Genomic DNA, 22,028 nt, shown 5'->3' with positions numbered 1-22,028 from the left:
ACGTGAAGCCGGCCCGCAACAGGATTTTCTGGACCGTTTTAGGAACACACGTCGGAATCGTTTTTGTTCTGCTGGTGACCTCGCTGTTTCGCGGCTGTTTCCGTCCAAAACCGAAAGAAACTATTATTTTCTTTGAAGCAGCTCCTGCTCCAGCCGCCACAGAGGCCATTTTACCAACCATTCAGCCCGAACCGGCTCCGGAGCCGGAACCGACTCCCGAACCAAAGCCAGCCCCGGAACCCGAACCAGAGCCAACCCCCATCCCCAAACCCAAACCGAAACCAAAGCCCAAACCGAAGCCGGAACCGAAGCCGGAACCGGAAAAACCGAAATGGAAGCCCAAACCGGTGATTCGGCAGAACAAGCGCGTCACCCGGGAGCCCAGCAAGCCGGTGCAGAAGACGCCTGTGCGTAAACAGATCAGCTCCAGCGACATTCAGAAAGCACTGGGAGGAACCACCACCTCCAATGCGGACCAGCATTTGCTCTACTGCGGACGAATCCAGCCCAGTTTCTACTCCGTATGGCGACAGCCGGCCACAGCGCCTTACGGGACGAAAGCGACCGCCACCATCCGGGTGAACTCTGCCGGACAAGTCACATTTCGCTCCCTGACCGGACCTTCAGGAAACTCTGCATTTGACCAGTCTGTTCAAGCGGCTCTCAACGCGCTCAGCCAGCTTCCAACCCCGCCGTCCGTCTCTATAAACCGCAATATTATTATCGAATTCGTACTCGATTAACCCGCCTGATTAAGGTATAAACAAACGTTATGAAAACAACTGTGTGTCTTCTTTTCTCAGTGCTGGCGGCATATGCGGGAGCATCCACGTTGCTGTCAGAATCGTTTGAAACTCTGGCAACCGGGAGCGTCGGCGGTCAGAACAACTGGGTCCTTGAATCCGGGACAGGCGATGTGCAAACTTCGCAGACCTTCTCTGGCACACAGGCCCTCGAAGTCCAGAACGGCTCAGTATCTCATTCACTGACGAACAGTCAAAATGCCATCTGGACCCGTTTTCAGGCATTTATTACCAGCGCACCGGACACAAACCCAACCGTTACTTCCGGCAATACCAGCGTCGCTTTCTTTGTGAACACCAACCTGACCCTGACAGTCTACAGCAACACCACTCCGGTTGAGATCAACGCTCCCGTCGCCACCAACGTCTGGACCCGCTTTGATGTCTACTGCGACTATGAAACCATGACCTGGAACCTGAGCATGAACGGCACAACCGTTGCCGCCGCTCTGCCGCTTTTCTCCGATAATCAGGAAATCGAAGAAGTCCTGATTGCCAACAACAGTTCCGATTCCGTTTTTGTGGATGACCTCGAGATTGCAAACACAGAAATTGCCGCACAGGCCCCGGATGCAGACCGCGACGGCATTCCGGACTGGTGGGAACTGAAATACAGCAGCTCGATTTCCGGACTTTCCGCCGTCGCGATGTCCGGCAACCCGGGGTGGACGTATTTACAGACCTACACCGCCGGAATCAGCCCGACGTCCAGCGAACCATTCCAAGCCACCCAAACCGGGCCGTTCGGCCTGGTCTGGACCGGGAAACCCGGCCGCGTTTATGACATTTTCTGGGCCTCAAACCTTCTTTCCGGATTTACTCCGATTGCAACCGGCCTGTCCGCGTCGCAAACCGCATTCGTTGACACAAGCTCCAACACCAACCTGCCGACCGGATATTACAAACTGCAGGTTCGTGTAGACGACTGATGTTTCTAAAACACTCTCCTAAGCTTGCCGGAGAGAGAAGATTCCGATAAGGAATAGGAGTTATGAAAAAGCTCCTGTTCCTTTCTTGTTTTTGTGCCCTGTTCACCACCTCCGTCTGCGCGCAGGTTCGTGTGGCAAAATCCGCCGATCGAAAAATCTCGATCAATCTATCCGGCATGCGTATTGCCGCAGACTCCGGATCTCAGACATTTTTCCAAACCCTGGAAAACGACCTCCGGCTTTCCGGATGGTTTTCTCTCTCCCGAAGCTCGGGAGAAATTCTCCTGAATGGATCGGTCAGCCAGCGGGGAGGAAAGATTCAGGCTTCAATTCAGGCCACTCGCCCTGCCGACCGGGCCCGACTGCTTTCCAAAGGCTATGCACTTGAAACCGCACAGGTTCGAGCTCTCGCACACCGCGCCGCTGACGACATTGTAGAAGCCATTACCGGACACAAAGGGTTCGCGTCCACAAAGATCGCTCTGGTCGGGACCCGCTCCGGCGCCAAAGAACTGTGGCTCTGCGATGCCGACGGCAAAGGACTCAGACAGCTGACATCCGACCGAAGTATTGTCGTAGGCCCGAACTGGGGGCCGGCCGGCAACAACCTGTTCTACACCTCATTTACAAGAGGCTTCCCCGACCTATACCGCATCGATCTGAATCGAGGGAAACGATACGGCGTCGCCAGCTACGGCGGCCTGAACACCGGAGCTGCTATTTCACCCGATGGCAAAACCATGGCTCTGATTCTCTCCAAGGACGGCAACCCGGAACTTTATATCCAAAGCCTTTCGCGCGGGACTCCGCAGCGGATGACACAGACATTGCGCGCCGCAGAAGCCAGCCCGTGCTGGTCTCCCGACGGAAACCACATTGTTTTTGTCTCCGATCAAAGCGGCACACCGCAACTTTATATTATCAGCCGCAATGGCGGTCGCCCGCGACGGCTCAGCCGTCGCGGATCAGAAAATGTTGCGCCGGACTGGGGATCTAATGGCTGGATTGCCTGTGCCAGCCGGGAAAGAGGACGCTACCATGTGGCCATCATCCACCCGTCGACCGGAGAGACCCGATATCTGCCGACAGACGGAGCGGATTATGAAGATCCTTCGTGGGCTCCAGACGGCCGGCATCTGGTGGCAACCCGCACGGTTCGTTACCAATCCGGGCTCTACCTCCTTGACACAGTCAATGACCCTCCGGTAGCTTTAATTCAAGGCGGTGGGAACTGGCTTTCTCCTGCATGGTCGCCGCGTTAAAAACTTGGAAACGAGGGAGTTCATAATGAAAAAACTGTCATTGCTGATTATCTTTATTCTGGCTGTTGCCGCCCTGACCGGCTGTCAGAGTCCCGGCAGAAATCCGGCCGGCGTTCAGGGTTCACTGATTGGTGGCACGGATATGAATATGATGGGGGGAATTCCTATGAGCGGCCGATTTACCGACGGCATGGAACATCCCGGAATGTTCGAGCCGGTTCTTTTTGCATATGACAGTTTCCAGGTCAGCCCCGCAGAGCGCGGTAAAGTTGAAACGGTTGCCGATTACCTGAAAGCAAACCCTGCTACAGCAGTCATCATTGAGGGCCATTCCGATGAACGCGGAAGCCGCGAATACAATCTGGCTCTCGGCGAACGCCGGGCCCTGGCGGTCCGCTCCTACCTGACCGGACTCGGAATCAGCGCGGATCGGATTCAGACCAAAAGCCTCGGAGAAGAAAGCCCGGTGGTTCCCGGTCACGACGAATCGGCATGGAGCCAGAATCGCCGCGGCGAGTTTGTTTTATATTACTAACTCTGCTCGGCAACATTGATACCCAACCTTCATGCTGAGCACCCTTCATTTCCTTGCAATTCAGCAGCTGCCCTTGGCTCAAGCCGGGCAGCTGTTGCTTGTGACAGGCCTGGCGTTCGGCATCATCACCCTGATCTGCAGCACTGTTCGTTTTCATCGACTGATTCAGCTCAGTGAAGAAGAGTTGACCACTACAGAAGACTGCAATGACTTTTTCTTCATTCAGGTCACCCGATACCTCAGCAAAATCAGTCGCACATCACCCGGGTTCGGACTTCTTGTCATACAATTCCAGAGCAACAGTCCGGACCTTCGTTCCAAACAAAAACAATTTCTGGAGCTCTTAAAAAAAACGGTTCGTAAGGAATGCGACAGAACCTGTCTGTTTCAGAAGGATTGCGTGGCAGCGATTATTGATACAGAAGAAGAAAATGTTCAGATCGTGGCCGAACGAATAATCACAGAGCTTCGGTCTGAAATATCCTCGATCCAAGAAATTACTGCATTCCGGGCCGGAGTCAGCCGCTTCCCGGCAAACGGACTGAGCACTAAGGAGCTGATTAACAGTGCTACCGATGCTCTGGAATCGGCATCTTTCACCGCAGAGCAATCTCTGAAAACAGCTGCAATTCCGGAAGTAGAAGAGGATGGCGGAACAGAGGCAACAAGCGAACTGGGTAAAAAAGATAAAAACTCGTCTATCGATCCGTTGACCGGGGTTCTTAAACCGGAGGCCGTCGGCTCCTACATGAGAAAATATCTGTCGGAAATCCGGCTCAAAAAAGATCCGGCAGCCGTTTTATGCATCGGTATCAACCATATTGACAACATCATCTCTCTTCACGGGGAGAGGGCTGCAGATGCAGTTATTGCCGGAGTCAGCGAAGTCCTCCAGCGCCTGACCCGCAACAGCGACCTGATCGGCCGTTATCATCGTGATGACTTTCTCATCCTGGCCCCCTGCTCTCTGGAACAGGGAGAGATGATTGCACTCCGGCTCCGCGAAGCTGTTCAGAAAGAAATCTTTCTGTTTGAAGGAAAACGCATCAAAACATCCATTAGCGCCGGAATCGCCGGACATCCGGAACACGGGCGCACGCTGCGTGACCTATTCAAGGCCTCATACGCGGCCCTCTCTATCATTCACCAATGGGATACAGCCACATGCCTGGTCTACGATCCTGTAAAGCACAAAGAAGCAGTTCATCATGAATAAACCTCTTAAATTAGGCGTTAACATCGACCACGTTGCCACCTTGCGCCAGGCACGGGGAACCGATTATCCTGACACACTGGAAGCTGCAGAAACCTGCGCCCAGGCCGGCGCCGTCAGCATTACTGCTCACCTGCGCGAAGACCGCCGTCATATCCAGGACGCCGATGTCTACCGGCTCAGCGAGCACTGCCCGCTTCCGATCAACCTCGAGATGGCCAATGCGGAAGAAATCGTCCAGATCGCTCTGGACATTAAACCGGCAGAAGTCTGCCTGGTACCCGAAAAACGGAAAGAACTGACAACAGAAGGCGGACTGGACGTCATCGGAAATTTCCAAACCTTGGAAAATACCGTCCGGCGCCTGCAGCAGAACGGCAGTGAGGTCAGCCTTTTTGTCGAAGCCAACAGAGAGATTCTGAAAGCCTCCGCCGACACCGGCGCGCGCGTTGTTGAACTGCATACCGGATCCTTCTGCGACGCCACCTCGCCCAAAGAAAAAGAAGAACTGCTGCAAAAACTGGTTGATGGAGCAGAATACGCGCACTCACTTGGACTGCAGGTCAACGCCGGACACGGCATCAATCTCGACAACCTTCCCGGCATTCTGAAAGTGCCGCACCTCGACACGCTCAACATCGGTCACAGCATCGTTGCCCGCGCCGTATTCATCGGTCTCGAAAACGCCGTTCGGGAAATGATTCAGGCCATGGGCGCTTAAAACTCTTTGCGCGACAGGTTCTCTGAGTTAATTCTATTCACCATGAATAAAATCAATTCCAAGTATAAAGTGCCAAACCTGGAAAGAGCGCTGATTATTATCGAGCTGCTCAAGGAACATCCGGACGGCCTGACGCTCAAGGAAATTGCAGACGAAATCGGCGCATCGCCGACCAGCGTTTTCCGCATTTCGATGACGATGATCGACAAGGGATACTTTCTGCGGGATGAACAAACCAAGCGCATCCGGATGTCCAGCAAGCTGTTTGCCGTTTCCAGCGTCGGAACCTGCGATAAAAATATTTCCGAGATTGCCGCCCCCTATCTCCGACAGCTTCGCAACGTCACCAAAGAAACCGCACTGCTGGGAGTGCTGCTGCCAAACAAAGCCCGCGGGGTCGCCATTCTGGAATATCCCGGACTGCATCCATTTAAATTCCTCCATGACATCGGCGAGCCGATCATCCTCCACGTCGGAGCTCCCGGCAAAGCCCTGCTGGCGTTCCTTCCAGAAGATGAACAGGAAGAAATCATCAACAAACTGCAGTTGAAAAAATATACGAACAAAACCATTACCGGCAAACAAGATCTCCAAACGGAACTGGCCAAAGTAAAAGAACAGGGTTGCGCCCTCGGGCTGGGCGAATGGATGAAAGAAATGCACTGCGTCAGCGCACCGATCCTCGACCGATTCGGCTATCCGCTGGCGGTCGTCTGGATCACCGGCCCCTCTTCCCGAATGTCAAAAGACAAAATTCCGGAACTGGCGCGACAGGTCAAAGACTGCGCCACCCAAATTACAACGGCCCTGCAAAACGAAACAGCCTGATCACCCATCTGCCGGCAGCAGCCGGATGTCCCGACACGCAGCATTCGTTTCAACCGCCTCCGTGCCTGACACCGGCGTCCCGTCCGTTCGGAAAAACCGGTTCCCTTTGAATGTGACATTTTCTGAACACTCCACTTCGACGGGAGCTCCATCATCAAAGAAAATTTCATTGTCCTCAAACAGAATATCCCCAGTGACCGGCCCCATACCGACCGGGCCTTTTGTCCTAATAACAACCGGTGCCCATGCCGTATTGGAAATCCGGTTTCCGCAAACGCGAAGCCCGCGCGGGAACGGACCTTCATAGAACGATCCGAATTCATTGCAGAACTCCAACGCCCGGCCGCACACTCCATCGATCACATTATTTTCGATCAGTCCGCGACAGCGCGCCAGCACCGCATGCCGGCGTTGGATCCCGAAAAAGTTGTTGCGAACAATAAAGCCGTCATTGGCACAGCTCAGGTTGTAGAATTGTGTGGATTCCACATCTTTCTTCGGCCGCATTTCACCGACAATGATTCCATCGACCGGGCAGTTCAGCATGACGATTGCTCCATCCGACTCAACCACTGAAAATCCGGTATCCCAACTGTCCTGGTCCGGCCGAAATACACCGACCTGATCGCCCGGCTCAAAACCGGATGAGGTCAGTTCAAACTGATTCGGCGCAATTACTCTTTTTGCCATTACGGCATCCGCACTGAGGTTGATGCTGTCATCAAACAGTCCTTCAAAGCGACAGTTTTCAATCAGCGGCCCGATCCGGTTATTTTTGCAGTGCGTGCCGTCCCGCCAGGAGGCAATCACTCGATCCGATCCGGGCAGCCAGGTGACCGTACAGCCTCGAACAGTTACCGGTCCAATATTGTGCCTGATGCCGAAAACCATTCCAGGGCGAGCCGAATAAAACGTGACATTCTCCACTTTAATATCTGATGATTTACGAATCTGAACATTCTGTTCATACATCCAACCCCTGTCTTTCAGGCTGAAAAACTCTTCTTTGGTCCGTCGAAACCGTGGAAGAACAAAGCGTTCGCCGGAAGAAAGGTCCTTTATATGTTTTCTATAGGGCTCCGCAACAGACACCCGGTAGATTCGAGAGTCATTACCGTCGACCGGCACAACCGAATCCACAAATAAATGGTTCGGGAAATCAGGCTTGAGCCTGCGCGACTCAGCCTCAATGACAATGCCCCACTGCCATGGACCGCCGGGGCCGTTGCGGGTTTCCCATTCGTCAGCGTTCGGCAGTGAAGCTGCCGGATTATCAAAAAAATGTCCGTTCTTTTTCATCCACTGCCCGGAAGGCGGAAGAGGAAAACCGTCCTGAATTTCCCAGAGAAAACTGCCGTCCGCCTTGTCCGCAGAAACAACAGTTCCCTGCATGAACGGCAACGGGTCATGCTGAATCACAAAGTTTTTAAAGGTAACATTCCGACTGTTGAAAAAACGGGCCACACCATTAACAGGATTCAAGATCAGGGTTGCACCCCGCCCGTCCACTTCGACATTACTCATGCCCGATAAATCAAACTGCGCATCACTATCCGTTTGTTTCCCAAGGCGATAGGTCTTTTCCGAAAAAACCAGACGGACCGGGCCGGAAGAATGTCGCATGGCAGCCAGGGCTTCCTTCAGAGCCAAACTGTCGTCGTGAACACCATCTCCTGCCGCACCGAATTCTTCCGGAATAAAGGTGCGCACTTCAGATGGTTGCAACATGCATCCGGCCAGAAGCAGACCCGCACAGACACAAACGGTTCCACTCCCAACCAATCGGGCTGGTTTTACTTTTGAAATCATAATTTCCTTTTTTCTGTTCATGCGTTGAAAAATTCCACTGCGGGACGGGCGGCGTCAACTGGAGGTGTCATCATACAGCTGATCTTCTAAATCACGCTCTTTTTAGTTACTCACTTTCATCCTGAATGGATTCGATCACGATATTGTCGATTGAAAAAACTCCGGGAACAGCCATGCCAATCCCCAGTTTCATGTTGCTCAGCAAAGCAGCCTCTTCCTCGGCAGCGGCTCCTGCGGAAACCCGGGACTGATCCAGCCAAACGTCGTACCGGCGGTCTTCCAGAGCATATAAAACTCCGTCCGGCGCAGAATATGTCAGGCGGTTACCGGTGTCATTCAGGTACACACTGAGTTTCTGCCATTCGGCATCTGCGCCGGCGGCCCCGTTCAGGGTCCATCCCGAAGAGCTTCCGGAAAAAAGCAACCGGCCGAAAATTTCCTGACCTTTGACAGCCGCACCGGTTCCGACACCGTGCGCAAATCCAGACCCGATCACAAAGGAAAACGACCGGGCTGTAAACCCGGAAAAGTTCACATCCATCGTCACCTTCATACTGCTTAAAGGGGCACCACACAAGTCGTTGCCGGCCAGACGCCCGGCCCGCCAGAACCCCATGTCGGCCACATTGCCAGTCAACCGAAGAAACTGATTGGCTCCCTCCTTGGCAATAACTCCGCCAGAGATTCCACTGAATCGGTTCGTAAAAGGATATCCAGTGGTTGTATATTCATAGATCGACGTGCCTGACTGAAAATCCTGAAAGAAACCTTCTGCCGATACAGACATCGATGAGTGCATGGAGGACGGAAGCCCCGAGGCATCCCGAGTCGCACCCAGAAGCCACTGATAATCGTTCAGATGGGCCCGCAAGGGCGGCTTCATTTCGGAAACCCAGCGGGAAATATCCCGTTCAGATTCTTTCACCCGTTCAGGCATTTTATCACTGAGATCCACTCGCTGATGGCGGTCCGCAGAAAGATCATGAAGCAGCGTCCGCGACGGGAGTCCGTCGGGAAGTTTTTCATAAAGTCCAGAAGGGGTTTCTGAGATTCGAGTCAACAGCATATCATTGTCGTAAAGCATCCACGTATACAGCGGAGAACGCTCCGCATCCGAATTGTTAATCTCTCCCTCGGCCTCATAAAAATAGGACCAGTGCGACGCATGCAACCCTGTCGACCCCAGCGAGTCACGCGGCCCGTTTTCTGAATCCCCGCACAGGAACGGCCAAAGACTTTTTCCATCAATACCGTCCGGAACCGGAGCGGAGGCGGCATCAAGCAGCGTCGGCATCACGTCGCAAAGGCTCACGATTTCGTCATTGTAGCCGGGCAGCACGCGGCCTGGATCCCAGACAATCAGCGGAACATTCAGCCCGCCCAGCCATCCGTTGCCTTTCCCTCCGCGGTTCGGAGCATTCTGGGGCGGCACGTTATAACTGGAACATCCGTTATCCGCAGAAAAAATGAACAGCGTATTTGTGAGCTGGCCGGATGTTTCCAATGTTTGGAAAATCTGTTCGATACCGGAATCCAGCGCCAAGAGATGCCCTGCAAAATTATCTGAGAAAGGGATACCGGTCTTAAACGGTTCCGTATATTGAGACGGCGCATTCACCAGCGGCCCGTGCACCGTCATTGGAGCATAATATAAAAAAACCGGCTGATGACTGCTCAGGGACGACAAGAGAAACTCGCAGGCTTTTTCGGAAAGCAGATCCGTCAGGAACTCCCCCGCCGGACGGGCGGGAAGCAGCGTCCGGTTTTCCCAAAGGTCTTTGGATTCGTAATAACTGATCGCGTGGGAATTATATCCAAAATAATAATCGAAGCCCCGGTCCAACGGATGCTCTCCATCCAGGCAGGATGTATCGCCGCCAGCCTGTCCCTTCAGGGCAGGATCCACTCTGGAGACATGCCATTTCCCGATCATCCCGGTTTGATATCCCGCCGCATGCAGTGATTCCGACAGCAGAGCCTTATCGCCCGGAAGACCAAAAAGGGTAATGTCCAGGTTAGCATATGCACCCCATCGCTGCTGAAAAGTTCCGGTCAGCAGTCCCGCCCGGCTCGGAGCACAAAGATTAGCCGACGAAAAACAGCGGGTAAAAACCGCACCGTCCGCGGCAAGCTTTGATAAAAACGGCATACAGTTCTGCGCAGCAGTCAGGTGAGCATCCTTGCTGACTGCCATTCCCTTTCCCCGTTCCCGGGCGTACCACTCACACACTTCGGGTTCAATATCATCTACGGTCAGCCGGGATGCATAAGGAGAAGTCCACCCGGTACCGAGATCATCAACCAGAACAAAAACGATGTTGGGTGGGGCTGCATTCAGCACCTGCGTCGCCAACATTGTAACTCCAAACAATTTCGTACTTTTATTTATCATTTAATGTGTTCCTCAAATCTTCAGAAAATGCTGATTCCCAAATCCGTTATCCATCCACCATCAGGAATAGACTGACAGCAAACGGCATATCTGCCGGAGAAGTGCACCTATATCAATATCCGATCAGCCGCACGCCGCTATTATCTATCGTACTCTGCTCATTTTAATTCAAATGCACCGTCCGGATCCGCCGGAGAAATATTGCTGACTGTATTCGAATTGAAGTCACAGAAATCATAAGTTGATGCAGGTGGATCATAAACGCTGTTGTTATTCAGATAAACATCGTCAACTCTATCTAAAAAAACAAGCGAGTGATTATTGACGCTCCGAACGCCCCCGTCTCCCACGGTATACCCTGCATATTGAAAGGGGGTATAAAACTCATTTCCCACTACATCCACATCATTGCAAAAAGCGATTTGAATGTTCACAGCAGTCGCATTATAGATTTTATTTGATTCAATCGTAATGATCTTGTGGCCATTGGCTCCCCAGGAATCCGCACCTTGGTTACTTACGTTAATCGCCCCGCAATACCAGTCAACAGATGTATTCCCGAGATTGGAATGCTTAATCGTATTGTTACCGATATATATATTCCGCGAAAATGCTCCTTCGCCGGCGGTTATGTCTCCGCGGTCTCCATTGAAAGTTCCCAAAAGGTGAATGCCGGACAGAAACGTATAAGCAACAAGATTGCCCTGCCCCGGGCTCTCTCCACCGATTTTGCCCAGTCGGGACTTAACCACAATACCGCGCGACGCTGTGTCGCGGACTGTTGATCCAACAATTTCAAAACCACTTCCCTGTCTGGACAGATTATCTGCCACATCCCCGCTCTGCAGTGAAATTGTATCATTCAAAGTAACTGTATATATGTGATTAGCATCCGGCCCCGTCACTGAAACAACCTGTCGATTACCAAAACGACTTTCCGAATCAGCCTTATAAAAGAGCATACTGTCGCCCTGAACATAATTAACCCCATTTCCAAAACGGTCATACAACAGCACAGACGGCTTCAGATAAACAGTTGTACTGTTTGCCACATTGGAAACAACAGCAGCAGTAAACCCATGAACAGTAATGCCGTCATCTCCTGTCATAGCTACCGTGCAGTTGGTTACAACCGGGCCGGTTTCACAGCAGGAAAAATGCATGCCATCGCGTAATGAAGAAAAAATACGACCTTCCACAGCACCGGCCGGAGCCGGCCCCTGGTTCACCTTGACGTCTTCATAACGGTTGGAATTCCCCTGTTTATCCAATATGGCGAATCCGGGAGCTGTCCGGACCTGAACATCATATAGATCCATATAACTGCACCGGATGAGCTGCATGCCATGCGCTTTTAACGGAATCAACGCAACACGCATCAAATCATTGGTCGTTCGATTGTCCACATCGAGAGCCTGATGTGAAAAGCAGTACTTCCGCCCGCCAACAAAAGTACAGTTCGTAAAAGACAAATTCCTGGCATCCGCCTTAATATATCTTGTTAATGGGTTGACCACAAAATTGAAGCTGCTGCCCTCCCAGTTTCCTCCGATCTCAGGCAGAGGATATCCTTCATGAATTTCAACAGTCGTGGAACCGCTGTCTATATCTGTAATTCGTCCCTGGGTTAACGGCAATGGAGTATAGTCTACTCGAAGCCCTTCTAAACGCACATAAGAACAGTCTCTCATGATCAAAGCAGACTTATAGCCGTTCTCTGCATTCAAATTTTTATAAACCCCCTGACAATTAATAACCAGAGGATCTCCCGCCGACCCAGTTAGATTTTCAATCACCGTAGTGGTGGTTTCCGTATACGTTCCTGGCGGGATAATAATCGGATTATCGCCATTTGAATACTTCTCCAAAATAATTTCCTGCAGAGTAGTCGCCGGAGAAGAACTGGATGAAAGAACAACAAGCATCCCCATCCATATCGAACAGAAAATATTCATTTCTAAACCTTTGGTTTTTGAATAACCTCTTGTTCAGATAGTCAGACGCCTGCGCGTCTGACTATCATCCCGTCCGAACCGATCCGATGAACATCAGTTGCTCTAAATCCTGTCGAAGCACGGGCGGGTCAACTTGCCCGTTCTGTACAGCATATCGGATCATTCACTCTTTCGACCGAACTGTTCACTCAACACCGAAGAAGCCTGTCGGACTGTCAGTTTCCACAAAAACTGCATAATTTGTTCCCTCAACCGCAGAGTAGGTCAGGTTCGTGATCCAAAAAGGTCCACTGGAACTGTTTGCAAAGGGAATGTTTGTCCATCCGCCCTCAGACAGTGAACTGCGACCAACAATGGTTTGACCGGAAAGAGCATCTGCCGAAGTATGAACCAGCAGCTTAAGGATATTTCCCGACACAGCCTCTACAGAAACAAATTCAGGAATGACCCCTGGAGGAGCATCTACGTAAATAACCTCGACCGTCTCAATCGCAAGGTCTTCCACATAAGCTCCTCCGTTCTCCACAGAATCCTGAAGATTGAAGTTAATCTGGAAATACTCCAATACCGGAACCTCTGAAGCACCGCTGATCGTATGAACGACATCGATACCTGTCGCCACCACAGACCCGTTCAAAGACAAATCGTATGTCTGGGAACTTTTCCAGTACGTAAACTCCACCGTAACCACATCGCCCGGCGTATAGAGCCCCACATAGCCGCCGATCTGGTTTTCAGAACCTTCTCCCCCGTAAACCTGAACATTGCCGACGCTCGTCAGGCACACATACGGCCCCCCCCCGCTGGAGACATTAATCAGTCCGTTGGCATTGAAATCATGGAACCCGATGTTCACATTATTGTTGGTCGGGGTACGAACCGTCGCCGTAAACCTGACTCCGTCTGCATCCGTCCACCCATCTCCCGAAACAACGCCGCCCTGCAGGCGCCAGTTTGCATCCCGAGAAAGGGAATTGTTTGAATACAGGCGCCCGGCGCCGTCCAGCACCGCCAGTCCGACTCCGGTATATCCATCCCAGGTCACCTCAGGACTGATATTGTCTTTTGCCGTTCCGGCCGCCCCGGAAAAATCGTCTTGAAAAACCGTGTCCTTCACCAAAACAGAATCGAATGTCTCAACGGTAAGACTGTCAATGTATGCTCCGCCATTCTCCACCGTATCCTGATTCTTGAAGTTAATCTGAAGACTGAACAGCGTCGGCGTACTCTCAACCGTACCCAGGGTCTGAGTGATTTTAAGATTTGTTCCAAGTGTCACCCCGTTGATAGCAATATCAACGGTTTGATCCGCCACTACATAACTCACCTCGGCTGTCACCACACTTCCTCCGGTATATGCCGCGAGGAAGGTCTTGGAAAGATTCAGATCTACACCATCACCACCATACAGGTTGATATTCCCGACACTTCTGAAACGAACAAAGGGACCAGCCTCAGCAGCAGCCGATTCCAGACCATTAACATTCGTATTTTGAAACCCGATATTGATGTAGTTTGCCGTCGGCGTACGCATAACGACCGTATATTTAATGACATCAGCATTTGCCCATGCATCATCCACCGTTCCGCCTAACAGGCGCCAGTTGGCACTATCCAATGCAGAATCATTGGAATACAAACGGCCTTCGCCATCCAACAGCGCCGCCCCCGCATCAGCATATGCGTCCCACGAAACTTCAGGACTGATGTTATCTTTTGCCATCCCTGCAGCACCGGAAAAATCATCCTGAAAGACAATCTTGGCCCGTGCAACCGACATACTGACGATCAGTAAACATACTGTAATTATCCACTTTTTCATACACCTCTCCTTTTATCTCTGTTTTATAGAGAACGCTGTGCGTTCATTAAAAACATGGTCTCTTGTGCCGGACCGCCTCACTCATCGGCATTCCCGTATCATAATCCAGCTGACGGGATTCCCCGGTATCCGGCTCGCGCTGACGTGTGCATCCGGTGAACTCCCACGTTGCAGATGGCGCATCCGCACGCCAGGGTCGGCGCTGCCAGTAATAACCCCGGAACGGATCGCGTGTTTCATTCATCCACTCGATCAGCTTGTCGTGCAGGCTGTCGCGCTCCGGAACATGCTCCGGGTTCTCAATCAGGTTCACCATTTCTTCCGGATCCTCCTGCATATCATACAGCTCATCCGTACAAAGCAGATTGATCACCAGCTTATAGCGATCATTGCGGACACAGCGAACCGGCTGGAATCCGCCAAACCCATCATGATCGATTTCATAGCGTCCGAACTCGACAAAAATTTCGTCACTGCTCGATTCAGACAGATTTCCAAACATCGGAACCATGCTTTTGCCGTGAAGCACCTTCGGAACCTCTGAAGCGCCAATGGCGTCGAGAACCGTCGGCACAACATCAATATGGGAAATCAGATTCTCGCTGACCGATCCCGAAGGAATCACGCCCGGCCAGCGGACAATAAACGGAATATTGGTGATCTCATCATACATCACCGGTCCCTTATTTATAATTCGGTGACTCTCCAGCATATCGCCATGGTCCGAGGTATAAACCACCAGCGCATCCGGAGCATGCTGGTCAATCGCATCCAGCACCCGCCCGATCTCATAATCCGCAAACGAGTTGCAGGCAAAGAAATTCCGATACGCCAGATCCAGATCCTCGCGATCCTGCTCCATTCGACTGCCGGCCCAGACGCGCTGATGCTCGGGTTTGTCCGCCAGCGGGTCCGTCATGTTTTTCCGCCATGGCAAACGCGTGTTTTTATGCATATCAATAAAGCGTTGCGGAGCAAGAAACGGGTCATGCGGCTCGTCAAAGGAAACCACCAGCAGAAAATCATTCTCTCCATGCTTTTCGAGAAAATCCACGGCGCGGTCGGCAACCCGATGCCCGAACGTATCCCCCTCCTGAACACCATCGCCGATGAGGTTGGTTTCCTCCCTGCGCGACGCCATCCGCTCTTCAGCGGACAGCTCGTCAAGATAACGTTTCATGTCATACCAGTAATCCGGATCCCACCCCTCCGGGCAGATTCCATCTCCAAAATAGTCACCGCCGTCAAGATGCCATTTGCCGATATAAGCCGTATGCAATCCCTCTGCCTGAGCCCGCGGCCCCAACGTCCGGGTTCTGGCATCCAGCGCCATCGAATTGCTCCAGCCGTTGTTGATATGCGGCCAGGTTCCGGTAAACAGAGCTGCCCTCGCCGGTCCACAGACCGGTTGGCAGGTATATGCCTTTTCAAACCGCGCGCCCTCCGCGGCCAGCCGATCCAGATTCGGCGTTTTCATCTCCGGATTCCCGTAGCAGCTCACCATATCCTTGCGCTGCGTATCCGTCATCATCACAACCACTCGTCTTTTCACCCTGCACTCCACAACAACAACAGTAATAATATATATGAAATCGATTTCTAATATAAAAATACTGAAAGCTCGCCGCCATTCAATCCAAAACTGTCCGAAAAAAAAATGCCGCACAATCATTCCCATTGATTCCCGCCCCAACTCCATGCATCCTCACAGGCACAGGATTTCAGCACACAACCAAATGACTGCTTTAAACAAACAGCCCCTATCGATCCCTAAAATCTATGACTCGCTCTTCGCCGCCCACGGCCCGCAGAACTGGTGGCCCGCGCGCACACGGGCCGAAATGATGATTGGCGCCGTTCTCACCCAGAACACCGCCTGGACCAACGTCGAAAAAGCGTCTTCCAACCTTCGGAAAAATTCCGCGCTGAATTTCCAAACCTTGCAAAAAAAATCAGTCAAACAGATCGCCGAGTGGATTCGCCCGGCCGGTTATTTCAACCAGAAGGCCGCCTGTCTCAAAGCACTCTCCGGCATGATTGCCGAATACGGCTCCGTTGATCGGCTGTTCAAACTCAACACGCCGGACCTGCGCAACCAGTTGCTGGGGGTAAAAGGCATTGGCCCTGAAACCGCCGACTGCATGCTGCTCTATGCCGCAAAACGCCCTGTTTTTGTTGTCGACGCTTATACACGCCGCCTGCTCGCGCATTACGGATACAAAAAAGAGTCCGAATCTTCATACCACAACATTGCAACATTTTTCACTGACGCCTTGCCGGTCGAGGTCCAGCTTTTCAATGAATACCACGCACTCATCGTCCGCTGGGGAAAAGATAACTCACGAAAGAAAGCCGCATGAATTTTACAGCCATCGATTTTGAAACCGCCACCGGCAGACGCAGCAGCGCCTGCGCAGTCGGCATCGTCACCGTTAAAAACGGAGCAATCACGGAGCAGTTCTATTCACTGATCCAGCCGCCGGGCAATGAGTACTTCGGAATGAACATCGGCGTACACGGGATTCGCCCCGTCGACACCGAAAACGCGCCGACCTTTGCGGATCTGTATCCGGAAATCAGACAGCGGCTGCAGAACCGCAAGCTGGTGGCTCACAACGAATCGTTTGACCGCAGCGTTCTTCGGCGCACCATGGAACATTATGGTCTTAACTACGAAGAACTTGGCCTGAAAGAACGCTGGGAGTGCACCATGCGAATCTACAAAGCAAAAGGGTTTGTTCCGTATAAACTCAACGCCTGCTGCGAACGTCTCGGAATTGCACTGCAGCACCACGAAGCGCTCTCCGACGCCATCGGCTGCGCCCATCTTTATTTGCAACGCTAATCAACATAGATCATCTTTTTCGTCATCCCGCCATCAATTACAAAATTCTGTCCGGTCACGAAGCCGGCGGTCAGCAGATATTCCGTCATCTCAGCGATGTCCTGCGGCACACCGACTCGACCGGCAGGATGCTGAAGCCGGTCGGCCTCGCTGTGCTGCGCATCCGGTCGCGTTTCAATCCAGCCGGGACTGATGCAGTTGACGCGCACATCCGGCCCCAGACTCACCGCCATCGCATGCGTCAAGGCAACGATCCCTCCCTTGGATGCAGCATACGCCTCGGTATCCGCCTCCGACATCAGCGCCCGGGTCGAAGCAATATTCACAATGGACCCGCCGGTTTTCCGAAGTTCGGAAACGGCGTGTTTGGCCATCAGAAAGCACCCGGTCAGATTCACGCCCAGCACCCGATTCCAGTCTTCCAGCGAAAGCGTTTCCAGTTTAATCCGACCGGGCGTCGAAATACCGGCATTATTCACCAGCGCATCAATACGCCCAAACCGTTCCACTGTTTTCTGCACGGCCAGTTCCGCCGTGGATTCCTGCGAAACATCTCCCAGAATAAACTCCAGCCGATCTGCTGATACCATTTTCTGAACATCCACCGCCGCAACATTCCAGCCGCACTCCAGAAAATGATCAACCAGCCCTCGCCCAATCCCCTGAGAGCCACCGGTCATCAAAATTGTCTGTTCCGCCATAAAAACCCCTTCCTCTCTGCGCCTTTTAGCATGAACAGGATTTTGAATCGACGGAAAAGAAGTTCGGTGCGTATCCTGTTTTTATGAAAACGATCTCTTCTGCAAACATGCGAGAACTCGACCGCCGCGCCATTGAGGAATTCAATATTCCCGGTGACCTTCTGATGGAACGCGCCGGACAGGGTGTGGCGGAAATCACGCTTGATATTCTCAATGCACGAATGGCGGACACCGTCCTGCTCATTGCCGGCACCGGCAACAACGGCGGCGATGTCTTCGCCGCTGCCAGCTTCCTGGCAGAAGCCGACATGCACGTTACCGTCTGGATCTGCGGGTCGAAACAGAAAATCAAAGGGGATGCAGAATATCATCTTAAAAAAATGATCCGCCGGGGCATTCACCCTATCGAGGTGGCCAAGGATGAAGATCTCAGTCTTGAGCGAACCCCGGCTGTTATTGTAGACGGGCTGCTCGGCACCGGAGCCAAAGGAGCGCCCCGCGGGTTCATGAACGAACTGATCGAATTCATCAACGAAGAAGCTCGCCGAAGCTTTATTCTGTCCATCGACATCCCGTCCGGCGTGGACGCTGACACCGGCATTGCCGAAGGCAATGCGGTGCGCGCCGACCTCACTGCAACCATGTGCCTCCCGAAAACCGGACTGATCCGCCCGGAAGCCGTTCCCTATGTTGGAAACGTTGAAGTCATCGACATCGGCGTCCCGGACATTCTCAAGGAACTGGCACCCGGCAATATGGAAGCGGAACTGATTCATCGCGCCAACCTGCGGGTTCCACACCGCAGCAACGAAGCCCATAAAGGCAGCTACGGACACGTTCTGCTGATCGGCGGAGCGGTCGGAACCGCCGGAGCCATTGCCATGGCTGCACGGGCTGCGCTGCGCTCCGGCGCGGGACTCGTCAGCGTGCTGACGCCGGAAGAAATCTATCCGATTGTCGCACAGGCCGCCGGACCGGAAGTGATGGTTCACCCCGTTCCACACCTTGAAAAACTGACGCTCGATTTTTCCAAAGATTGGAAAAAGGTAACCGCCGTCTGCATCGGCCCCGGCCTGCAGCCAAACCCGGAGCTGATCGAAACACTTCTGCAACAGTGTCCCGTCCCGTTGCTGCTGGATGCCGGAGCCCTGTGCGTATCGCCGGACCAAATCGCTCAAGCCAAATGTCCGGTTGTGCTCACTCCGCACCCCGGGGAGTTCGAACGGCTATTCGGCGTGCCGGTTACCGACCGTTGGGCGCAGGCCAAAGCGGCATCCGATCAAACAGGACAGACTGTGGTCTTAAAAGGAGCAGGAACCGTCGTTGCAACCCCGGATTACAAACTCGGAGTAAACATGAGCGGAAATCCCGGCATGGCAACCGGCGGCTCCGGCGATGTTCTCGCCGGAATCATCACGGCATTGCTCGGACGCGGCATGGAGCCCTTCGAAGCATCGATTACCGGCGTTCATCTTCACGGACTGGCCGGAGATATCGCGGCTGAGGATTTGACTCAGGAATCCCTGATTGCCACCGACATCATCCGCTACCTGTCCGAAGCATTCCGGATGATCCGGTTCAGTTGAGCATATTGCCGGCCTGATGGGTGGCCTGCAGCACGGTCTGCCAGAACCAGCTCTGCGGATCGATCACTTTGCGCTCACCAATCAGAGGAATCGGGAGATGCACCAGTCGATCATTATGCATGCCGACAATCATATTGGTCATTCCGGCCATGGCGGCGTGCACCGCGTTACTGCCAAGACGCAGGCAGTACATAGAATCATTGGCGTTGGCTCGACGAGCGCGAATGGTGTAGCTGGGATCAAAGTACTTCACATTGATCTCCATTTTTTCCTGCGTGAAATATTCCTGAATGGCATCACGCATAAACACACCGATATCCCCCAGCTTCTTATTGCCGGACTTATCGACGCCATTCACGTTTTCCAGCAGCTGCTGGCCGGCCCCTTCGGCAACAACAACAACGGCGTGCTGCTTGCGCTGCAGCCGATGCTTAAGATGTGTAAGAAAACCGTTTTCCCCGTACAGATCAAACGGAACCTCAGGAACCAGACAAAAGTTCACATTGCTGTTGGCCAGCGTGGCGGATGCGGCGATCCATCCGGATTCACGTCCCATCAGTTTCACCAGGCCGACCCCGTTCCGATAGGCTTTGGCCTCTGAGTGCGCATTGGTGATAATATCCCACGTGGCCTCGACTGCAGTTTCGAATCCGAAACTGCGCTGCACCACGTTAATATCGTTATCGATCGTTTTTGGAATTCCGACCACCGCAATCGGAATATTGCGTTCCTTGAGTCGGTTCACAATATCGCGGGAACCGCGCTGCGTACCGTCGCCGCCGATCGTGAACAGAATATTCACGCCATAGTGCACCAGTGTATCAATGACATCATCATCAGACTGCCGGCCGCGTGATGATTTCAGAATCGTGCCGCCTTTTTCATGGATCTCATCCGTATTCTCGGTGTTGAGCTCCATCGGGTAATGATAGTACTTGGCGACCAGCCCTTCGTATCCATACTGGAATCCCAGCACTTTTTTAACGCCGTAGCTTTCCAGGCTGCAGAACGTCAGCGCACGAATCACATCGTTGAGTCCCGGGCAGAGGCCCCCGCAGGTCACAATCCCGACGGTTGTCTCCTCTGGGTTGAAAAAGATTTTTTCACGCGGCCCGGCCAATTCGAAAAACTCGATATCACTGATGTTCTCGAGCGCACCCAGATCCTTCGTACGAAAGGCGCGCGCGACTCCTTCATTCTGATAAAACCGGCTGATCGACCCTTTCAGGGGCGAATCATATTTGCACTCTCCCAGTGAATCCGGACGGATAATTTTCGGATCATTCATCTTAAAAGCCTCAAATTTTATTTATGCAGACGCACAACTTCCGCAAACCTCATTCCCCCGCCAGCCAAAGCAAACCAAATGCAAAACCATTCCCTGAACGGCAGGCTGGACGCGCAGCCATATTGACTGCTTCAAACAGCCCCGGAATATAGAGAACCTGACCGCGAAACACACGATTTTCCACAACTTTTTTGCAGGGTAAAACCCATGCCGGATCTACCCGTCATCAAAAGAGTAAGCATAAGCAAACCTTTTACGACCACCCGGGTTTTAGAATTGAGACAGGAACCGCACGTCGTTTTCGTAGAGGTTGCGGATATCCTTGATGCCGTACATGATCATGGCGAGACGCTCAATTCCCATACCGAATGCAAAACCGGTGACTTTGTCCGGGTCGTAACCAACCTTTTTGAACACTTCGGGATCGACCATGCCTGCACCCAGAATTTCGATCCAGCGGGCTTTGCCGCCAACCTCGAAGAAGAAATCCACTTCGAAGCTCGGCTCAGTGAACGGAAAAAAGTGCGGACGGAAACGGATCTTCACATCCTCACCGAGGAACTGTTTCGCGAAATAAGCCAGCGTGCCTTTGAGGTCGGCCATCGAGACATCTTCGGCGACGAACAGGCCTTCGACCTGATGGAAGTTGGCGCTGTGCGTGGCATCCGGCGTGTCGCGGCGGTAGCAGCGACCGGGAGCGATAATGCGGATCGGCGGCGTGTGGCTTTCCATATAGCGAACCTGCACCGGAGAAGTGTGGCAGCGCAGCAGATCGCCGCTGTTCAGATAAAAGGTGTCCTGCTCGTCGCGCGACGGATGGTCCGCGGGTGTATTGAGTGCATCAAAGTTGTTCCAGACGGTTTCCACGTCCGGGCCGTCAGCAACCGTAAAGCCGAGCGTCTGAAAGATTTCAACAATGCGGGCGGTCACTTTGCTGATCGGATGCTCTGAACCGAGCGCAGGCCACTGGCCGGGAAGCGTGGGATCAAAACAACTGTTCCCCCTGGAACCCGTACTGAGCACGGCCTGCTTTTCCTTAATCAGAGCCGTCAGCTCCTGCTTGAGCTGGTTGGCGCCTTTTCCAAAAAGCGGTTTTTCTTCGTTCGGCACATCTTTAAGCTGCGCCATCACATCCTGCAGAAGCCCCTTGCGACTGAGATATTTAATGCGCACCTCTTCGAGAGCCGCCGCATCCGCCGCCGCATTGGCTTCTGCCAGCGCTGTCTCTTTGATCTGATTGAGTTCTTCCAGGTTCATAAAATGTCCAATCATCTGCAGACAGGCCGGAAACCTGTCCTACTCTATTCTCCAAAGATCGGGAATCTACTGAAGTAATTTT

The 22,028-nt window shown here is 52.8% G+C and carries 18 protein-coding genes; 10 read left to right on the top strand and 8 right to left on the bottom strand.

Annotation, left to right across the window (positions count from 1 at the left end):
* Positions 1-2: 2 nt before the first annotated feature.
* From GT409_RS07075 to GT409_RS07045, 7 genes are all read left to right on the top strand, one after another.
* Positions 3-743, top strand: coding sequence for an energy transducer TonB (locus GT409_RS07075; RefSeq protein WP_160628347.1), 741 nt, complete (start codon positions 3-5; stop codon positions 741-743).
* A 29-nt stretch (positions 744-772) separates the two neighbouring features.
* Positions 773-1,732: a hypothetical protein gene (locus tag GT409_RS07070; RefSeq protein WP_160628345.1), complete on the top strand. Its 960-nt coding sequence runs from the start codon at positions 773-775 to the stop codon at positions 1,730-1,732.
* Positions 1,733-1,794: 62 nt separating this feature from the next.
* Entirely contained in the window at positions 1,795-2,994 is a 1,200-nt protein-coding gene (locus GT409_RS07065; protein WP_160628343.1) for a PD40 domain-containing protein, read from the top strand.
* Between the two features lie 25 nt (positions 2,995-3,019).
* The gene (locus GT409_RS07060; RefSeq protein ID WP_160628341.1) at positions 3,020-3,529 is read left to right on the top strand and encodes a peptidoglycan-associated lipoprotein; all 510 of its coding nucleotides are present in this window, start codon (positions 3,020-3,022) and stop codon (positions 3,527-3,529) included.
* Between the two features lie 31 nt (positions 3,530-3,560).
* Positions 3,561-4,745 carry a diguanylate cyclase domain-containing protein gene (locus tag GT409_RS07055; RefSeq protein WP_160628339.1) on the top strand — a complete coding sequence of 395 codons (1,185 nt, stop codon included), beginning with the start codon at positions 3,561-3,563 and terminating at the stop codon, positions 4,743-4,745.
* Positions 4,738-5,463: a pyridoxine 5'-phosphate synthase gene (locus GT409_RS07050; protein WP_160628329.1), complete on the top strand. Its 726-nt coding sequence runs from the start codon at positions 4,738-4,740 to the stop codon at positions 5,461-5,463. Before GT409_RS07055 ends, GT409_RS07050 begins: the two co-directional genes overlap by 8 nt.
* 42 nt (positions 5,464-5,505) lie before the next feature.
* Positions 5,506-6,291 carry an IclR family transcriptional regulator gene (locus GT409_RS07045; protein ID WP_160628327.1) on the top strand — a complete coding sequence of 262 codons (786 nt, stop codon included), beginning with the start codon at positions 5,506-5,508 and terminating at the stop codon, positions 6,289-6,291.
* Here GT409_RS07045 and GT409_RS07040 read toward each other — a convergent pair whose 3' ends face one another.
* The 5 genes from GT409_RS07040 to GT409_RS07020 form a co-directional block, all read right to left on the bottom strand.
* Complete coding sequence (locus tag GT409_RS07040; RefSeq protein ID WP_160628325.1) at positions 6,292-8,100, bottom strand: right-handed parallel beta-helix repeat-containing protein; 1,809 nt, start codon at positions 8,098-8,100, stop codon at positions 6,292-6,294.
* A gap of 106 nt (positions 8,101-8,206) precedes the next feature.
* Positions 8,207-10,492, bottom strand: a complete 2,286-nt coding sequence (locus GT409_RS07035; RefSeq protein ID WP_160628323.1) for a sulfatase family protein — start codon at positions 10,490-10,492, stop codon at positions 8,207-8,209.
* A gap of 158 nt (positions 10,493-10,650) precedes the next feature.
* Positions 10,651-12,447: a hypothetical protein gene (locus GT409_RS07030; protein WP_160628321.1), complete on the bottom strand. Its 1,797-nt coding sequence runs from the start codon at positions 12,445-12,447 to the stop codon at positions 10,651-10,653.
* Between the two features lie 184 nt (positions 12,448-12,631).
* Positions 12,632-14,269 carry a hypothetical protein gene (locus tag GT409_RS07025; RefSeq protein ID WP_160628319.1) on the bottom strand — a complete coding sequence of 546 codons (1,638 nt, stop codon included), beginning with the start codon at positions 14,267-14,269 and terminating at the stop codon, positions 12,632-12,634.
* A 46-nt stretch (positions 14,270-14,315) separates the two neighbouring features.
* Entirely contained in the window at positions 14,316-15,821 is a 1,506-nt protein-coding gene (locus tag GT409_RS07020) for a sulfatase-like hydrolase/transferase (RefSeq protein ID WP_160628317.1), read from the bottom strand.
* Positions 15,822-16,005: 184 nt separating this feature from the next.
* Here GT409_RS07020 and GT409_RS07015 point away from each other — a divergent pair, with 184 nt between their 5' ends.
* Positions 16,006-16,629, top strand: a complete 624-nt coding sequence (locus tag GT409_RS07015; protein WP_160628315.1) for an endonuclease III domain-containing protein — start codon at positions 16,006-16,008, stop codon at positions 16,627-16,629.
* Complete coding sequence (locus GT409_RS07010) at positions 16,626-17,114, top strand: 3'-5' exonuclease (RefSeq protein ID WP_160628313.1); 489 nt, start codon at positions 16,626-16,628, stop codon at positions 17,112-17,114. The genes GT409_RS07015 and GT409_RS07010 overlap by 4 nt, the downstream gene beginning before the upstream one ends.
* Here GT409_RS07010 and GT409_RS07005 read toward each other — a convergent pair.
* The gene (locus GT409_RS07005; RefSeq protein WP_160628311.1) at positions 17,111-17,815 is read right to left on the bottom strand and encodes an SDR family oxidoreductase; all 705 of its coding nucleotides are present in this window, start codon (positions 17,813-17,815) and stop codon (positions 17,111-17,113) included. The genes GT409_RS07010 and GT409_RS07005 overlap by 4 nt on opposite strands.
* A gap of 83 nt (positions 17,816-17,898) precedes the next feature.
* Between GT409_RS07005 and GT409_RS07000 the strand changes: the two genes are divergently transcribed.
* On the top strand, positions 17,899-19,401 hold the full coding sequence (locus GT409_RS07000; protein ID WP_160628309.1) for an NAD(P)H-hydrate dehydratase: 1,503 nt from the start codon (positions 17,899-17,901) through the stop codon (positions 19,399-19,401).
* Here GT409_RS07000 and GT409_RS06995 read toward each other — a convergent pair.
* Together GT409_RS06995 and pheS are read right to left on the bottom strand one after the other, a co-directional pair.
* The gene (locus GT409_RS06995; protein ID WP_160628307.1) at positions 19,394-20,689 is read right to left on the bottom strand and encodes an ATP-dependent 6-phosphofructokinase; all 1,296 of its coding nucleotides are present in this window, start codon (positions 20,687-20,689) and stop codon (positions 19,394-19,396) included. The genes GT409_RS07000 and GT409_RS06995 overlap by 8 nt on opposite strands.
* A gap of 270 nt (positions 20,690-20,959) precedes the next feature.
* Positions 20,960-21,946 (bottom strand): phenylalanine--tRNA ligase subunit alpha, encoded by a 987-nt coding sequence (pheS, locus tag GT409_RS06990; protein WP_160628305.1) that lies wholly within the window; start codon positions 21,944-21,946, stop codon positions 20,960-20,962.
* Positions 21,947-22,028: the final 82 nt, after the last annotated feature.

Source organism: Tichowtungia aerotolerans (assembly GCF_009905215.1).
GTDB lineage: Bacteria > Verrucomicrobiota > Kiritimatiellia > Kiritimatiellales > Tichowtungiaceae > Tichowtungia > Tichowtungia aerotolerans.
Note: the sequence above shows the minus strand (reverse complement) of the source record. Positions and strands in the feature narration are given on the sequence as shown.

What these genes read in the sequence shown, in the direction of transcription:
- GT409_RS07070 (WP_160628345.1), top strand. Translation starts at nt 773, where the DNA reads ATGAAAACAACTGTGTGTCTTCTTTTCTCAGTGCTGGCGGCATATGCG.
- GT409_RS07065 (WP_160628343.1), top strand. Translation starts at nt 1,795, where the DNA reads ATGAAAAAGCTCCTGTTCCTTTCTTGTTTTTGTGCCCTGTTCACCACC.
- GT409_RS07060 (WP_160628341.1), top strand. Translation starts at nt 3,020, where the DNA reads ATGAAAAAACTGTCATTGCTGATTATCTTTATTCTGGCTGTTGCCGCC.
- GT409_RS07055 (WP_160628339.1), top strand. Translation starts at nt 3,561, where the DNA reads ATGCTGAGCACCCTTCATTTCCTTGCAATTCAGCAGCTGCCCTTGGCT.
- GT409_RS07050 (WP_160628329.1), top strand. Translation starts at nt 4,738, where the DNA reads ATGAATAAACCTCTTAAATTAGGCGTTAACATCGACCACGTTGCCACC.
- GT409_RS07045 (WP_160628327.1), top strand. Translation starts at nt 5,506, where the DNA reads ATGAATAAAATCAATTCCAAGTATAAAGTGCCAAACCTGGAAAGAGCG.
- GT409_RS07040 (WP_160628325.1), bottom strand. Translation starts at nt 8,100, where the DNA reads ATGATTTCAAAAGTAAAACCAGCCCGATTGGTTGGGAGTGGAACCGTT.
- GT409_RS07035 (WP_160628323.1), bottom strand. Translation starts at nt 10,492, where the DNA reads ATGATAAATAAAAGTACGAAATTGTTTGGAGTTACAATGTTGGCGACG.
- GT409_RS07030 (WP_160628321.1), bottom strand. Translation starts at nt 12,447, where the DNA reads ATGAATATTTTCTGTTCGATATGGATGGGGATGCTTGTTGTTCTTTCA.
- GT409_RS07025 (WP_160628319.1), bottom strand. Translation starts at nt 14,269, where the DNA reads ATGAAAAAGTGGATAATTACAGTATGTTTACTGATCGTCAGTATGTCG.
- GT409_RS07015 (WP_160628315.1), top strand. Translation starts at nt 16,006, where the DNA reads ATGACTGCTTTAAACAAACAGCCCCTATCGATCCCTAAAATCTATGAC.
- GT409_RS07010 (WP_160628313.1), top strand. Translation starts at nt 16,626, where the DNA reads ATGAATTTTACAGCCATCGATTTTGAAACCGCCACCGGCAGACGCAGC.
- GT409_RS07005 (WP_160628311.1), bottom strand. Translation starts at nt 17,815, where the DNA reads ATGGCGGAACAGACAATTTTGATGACCGGTGGCTCTCAGGGGATTGGG.
- GT409_RS07000 (WP_160628309.1), top strand. Translation starts at nt 17,899, where the DNA reads ATGAAAACGATCTCTTCTGCAAACATGCGAGAACTCGACCGCCGCGCC.
- GT409_RS06995 (WP_160628307.1), bottom strand. Translation starts at nt 20,689, where the DNA reads ATGAATGATCCGAAAATTATCCGTCCGGATTCACTGGGAGAGTGCAAA.
- pheS (WP_160628305.1), bottom strand. Translation starts at nt 21,946, where the DNA reads ATGAACCTGGAAGAACTCAATCAGATCAAAGAGACAGCGCTGGCAGAA.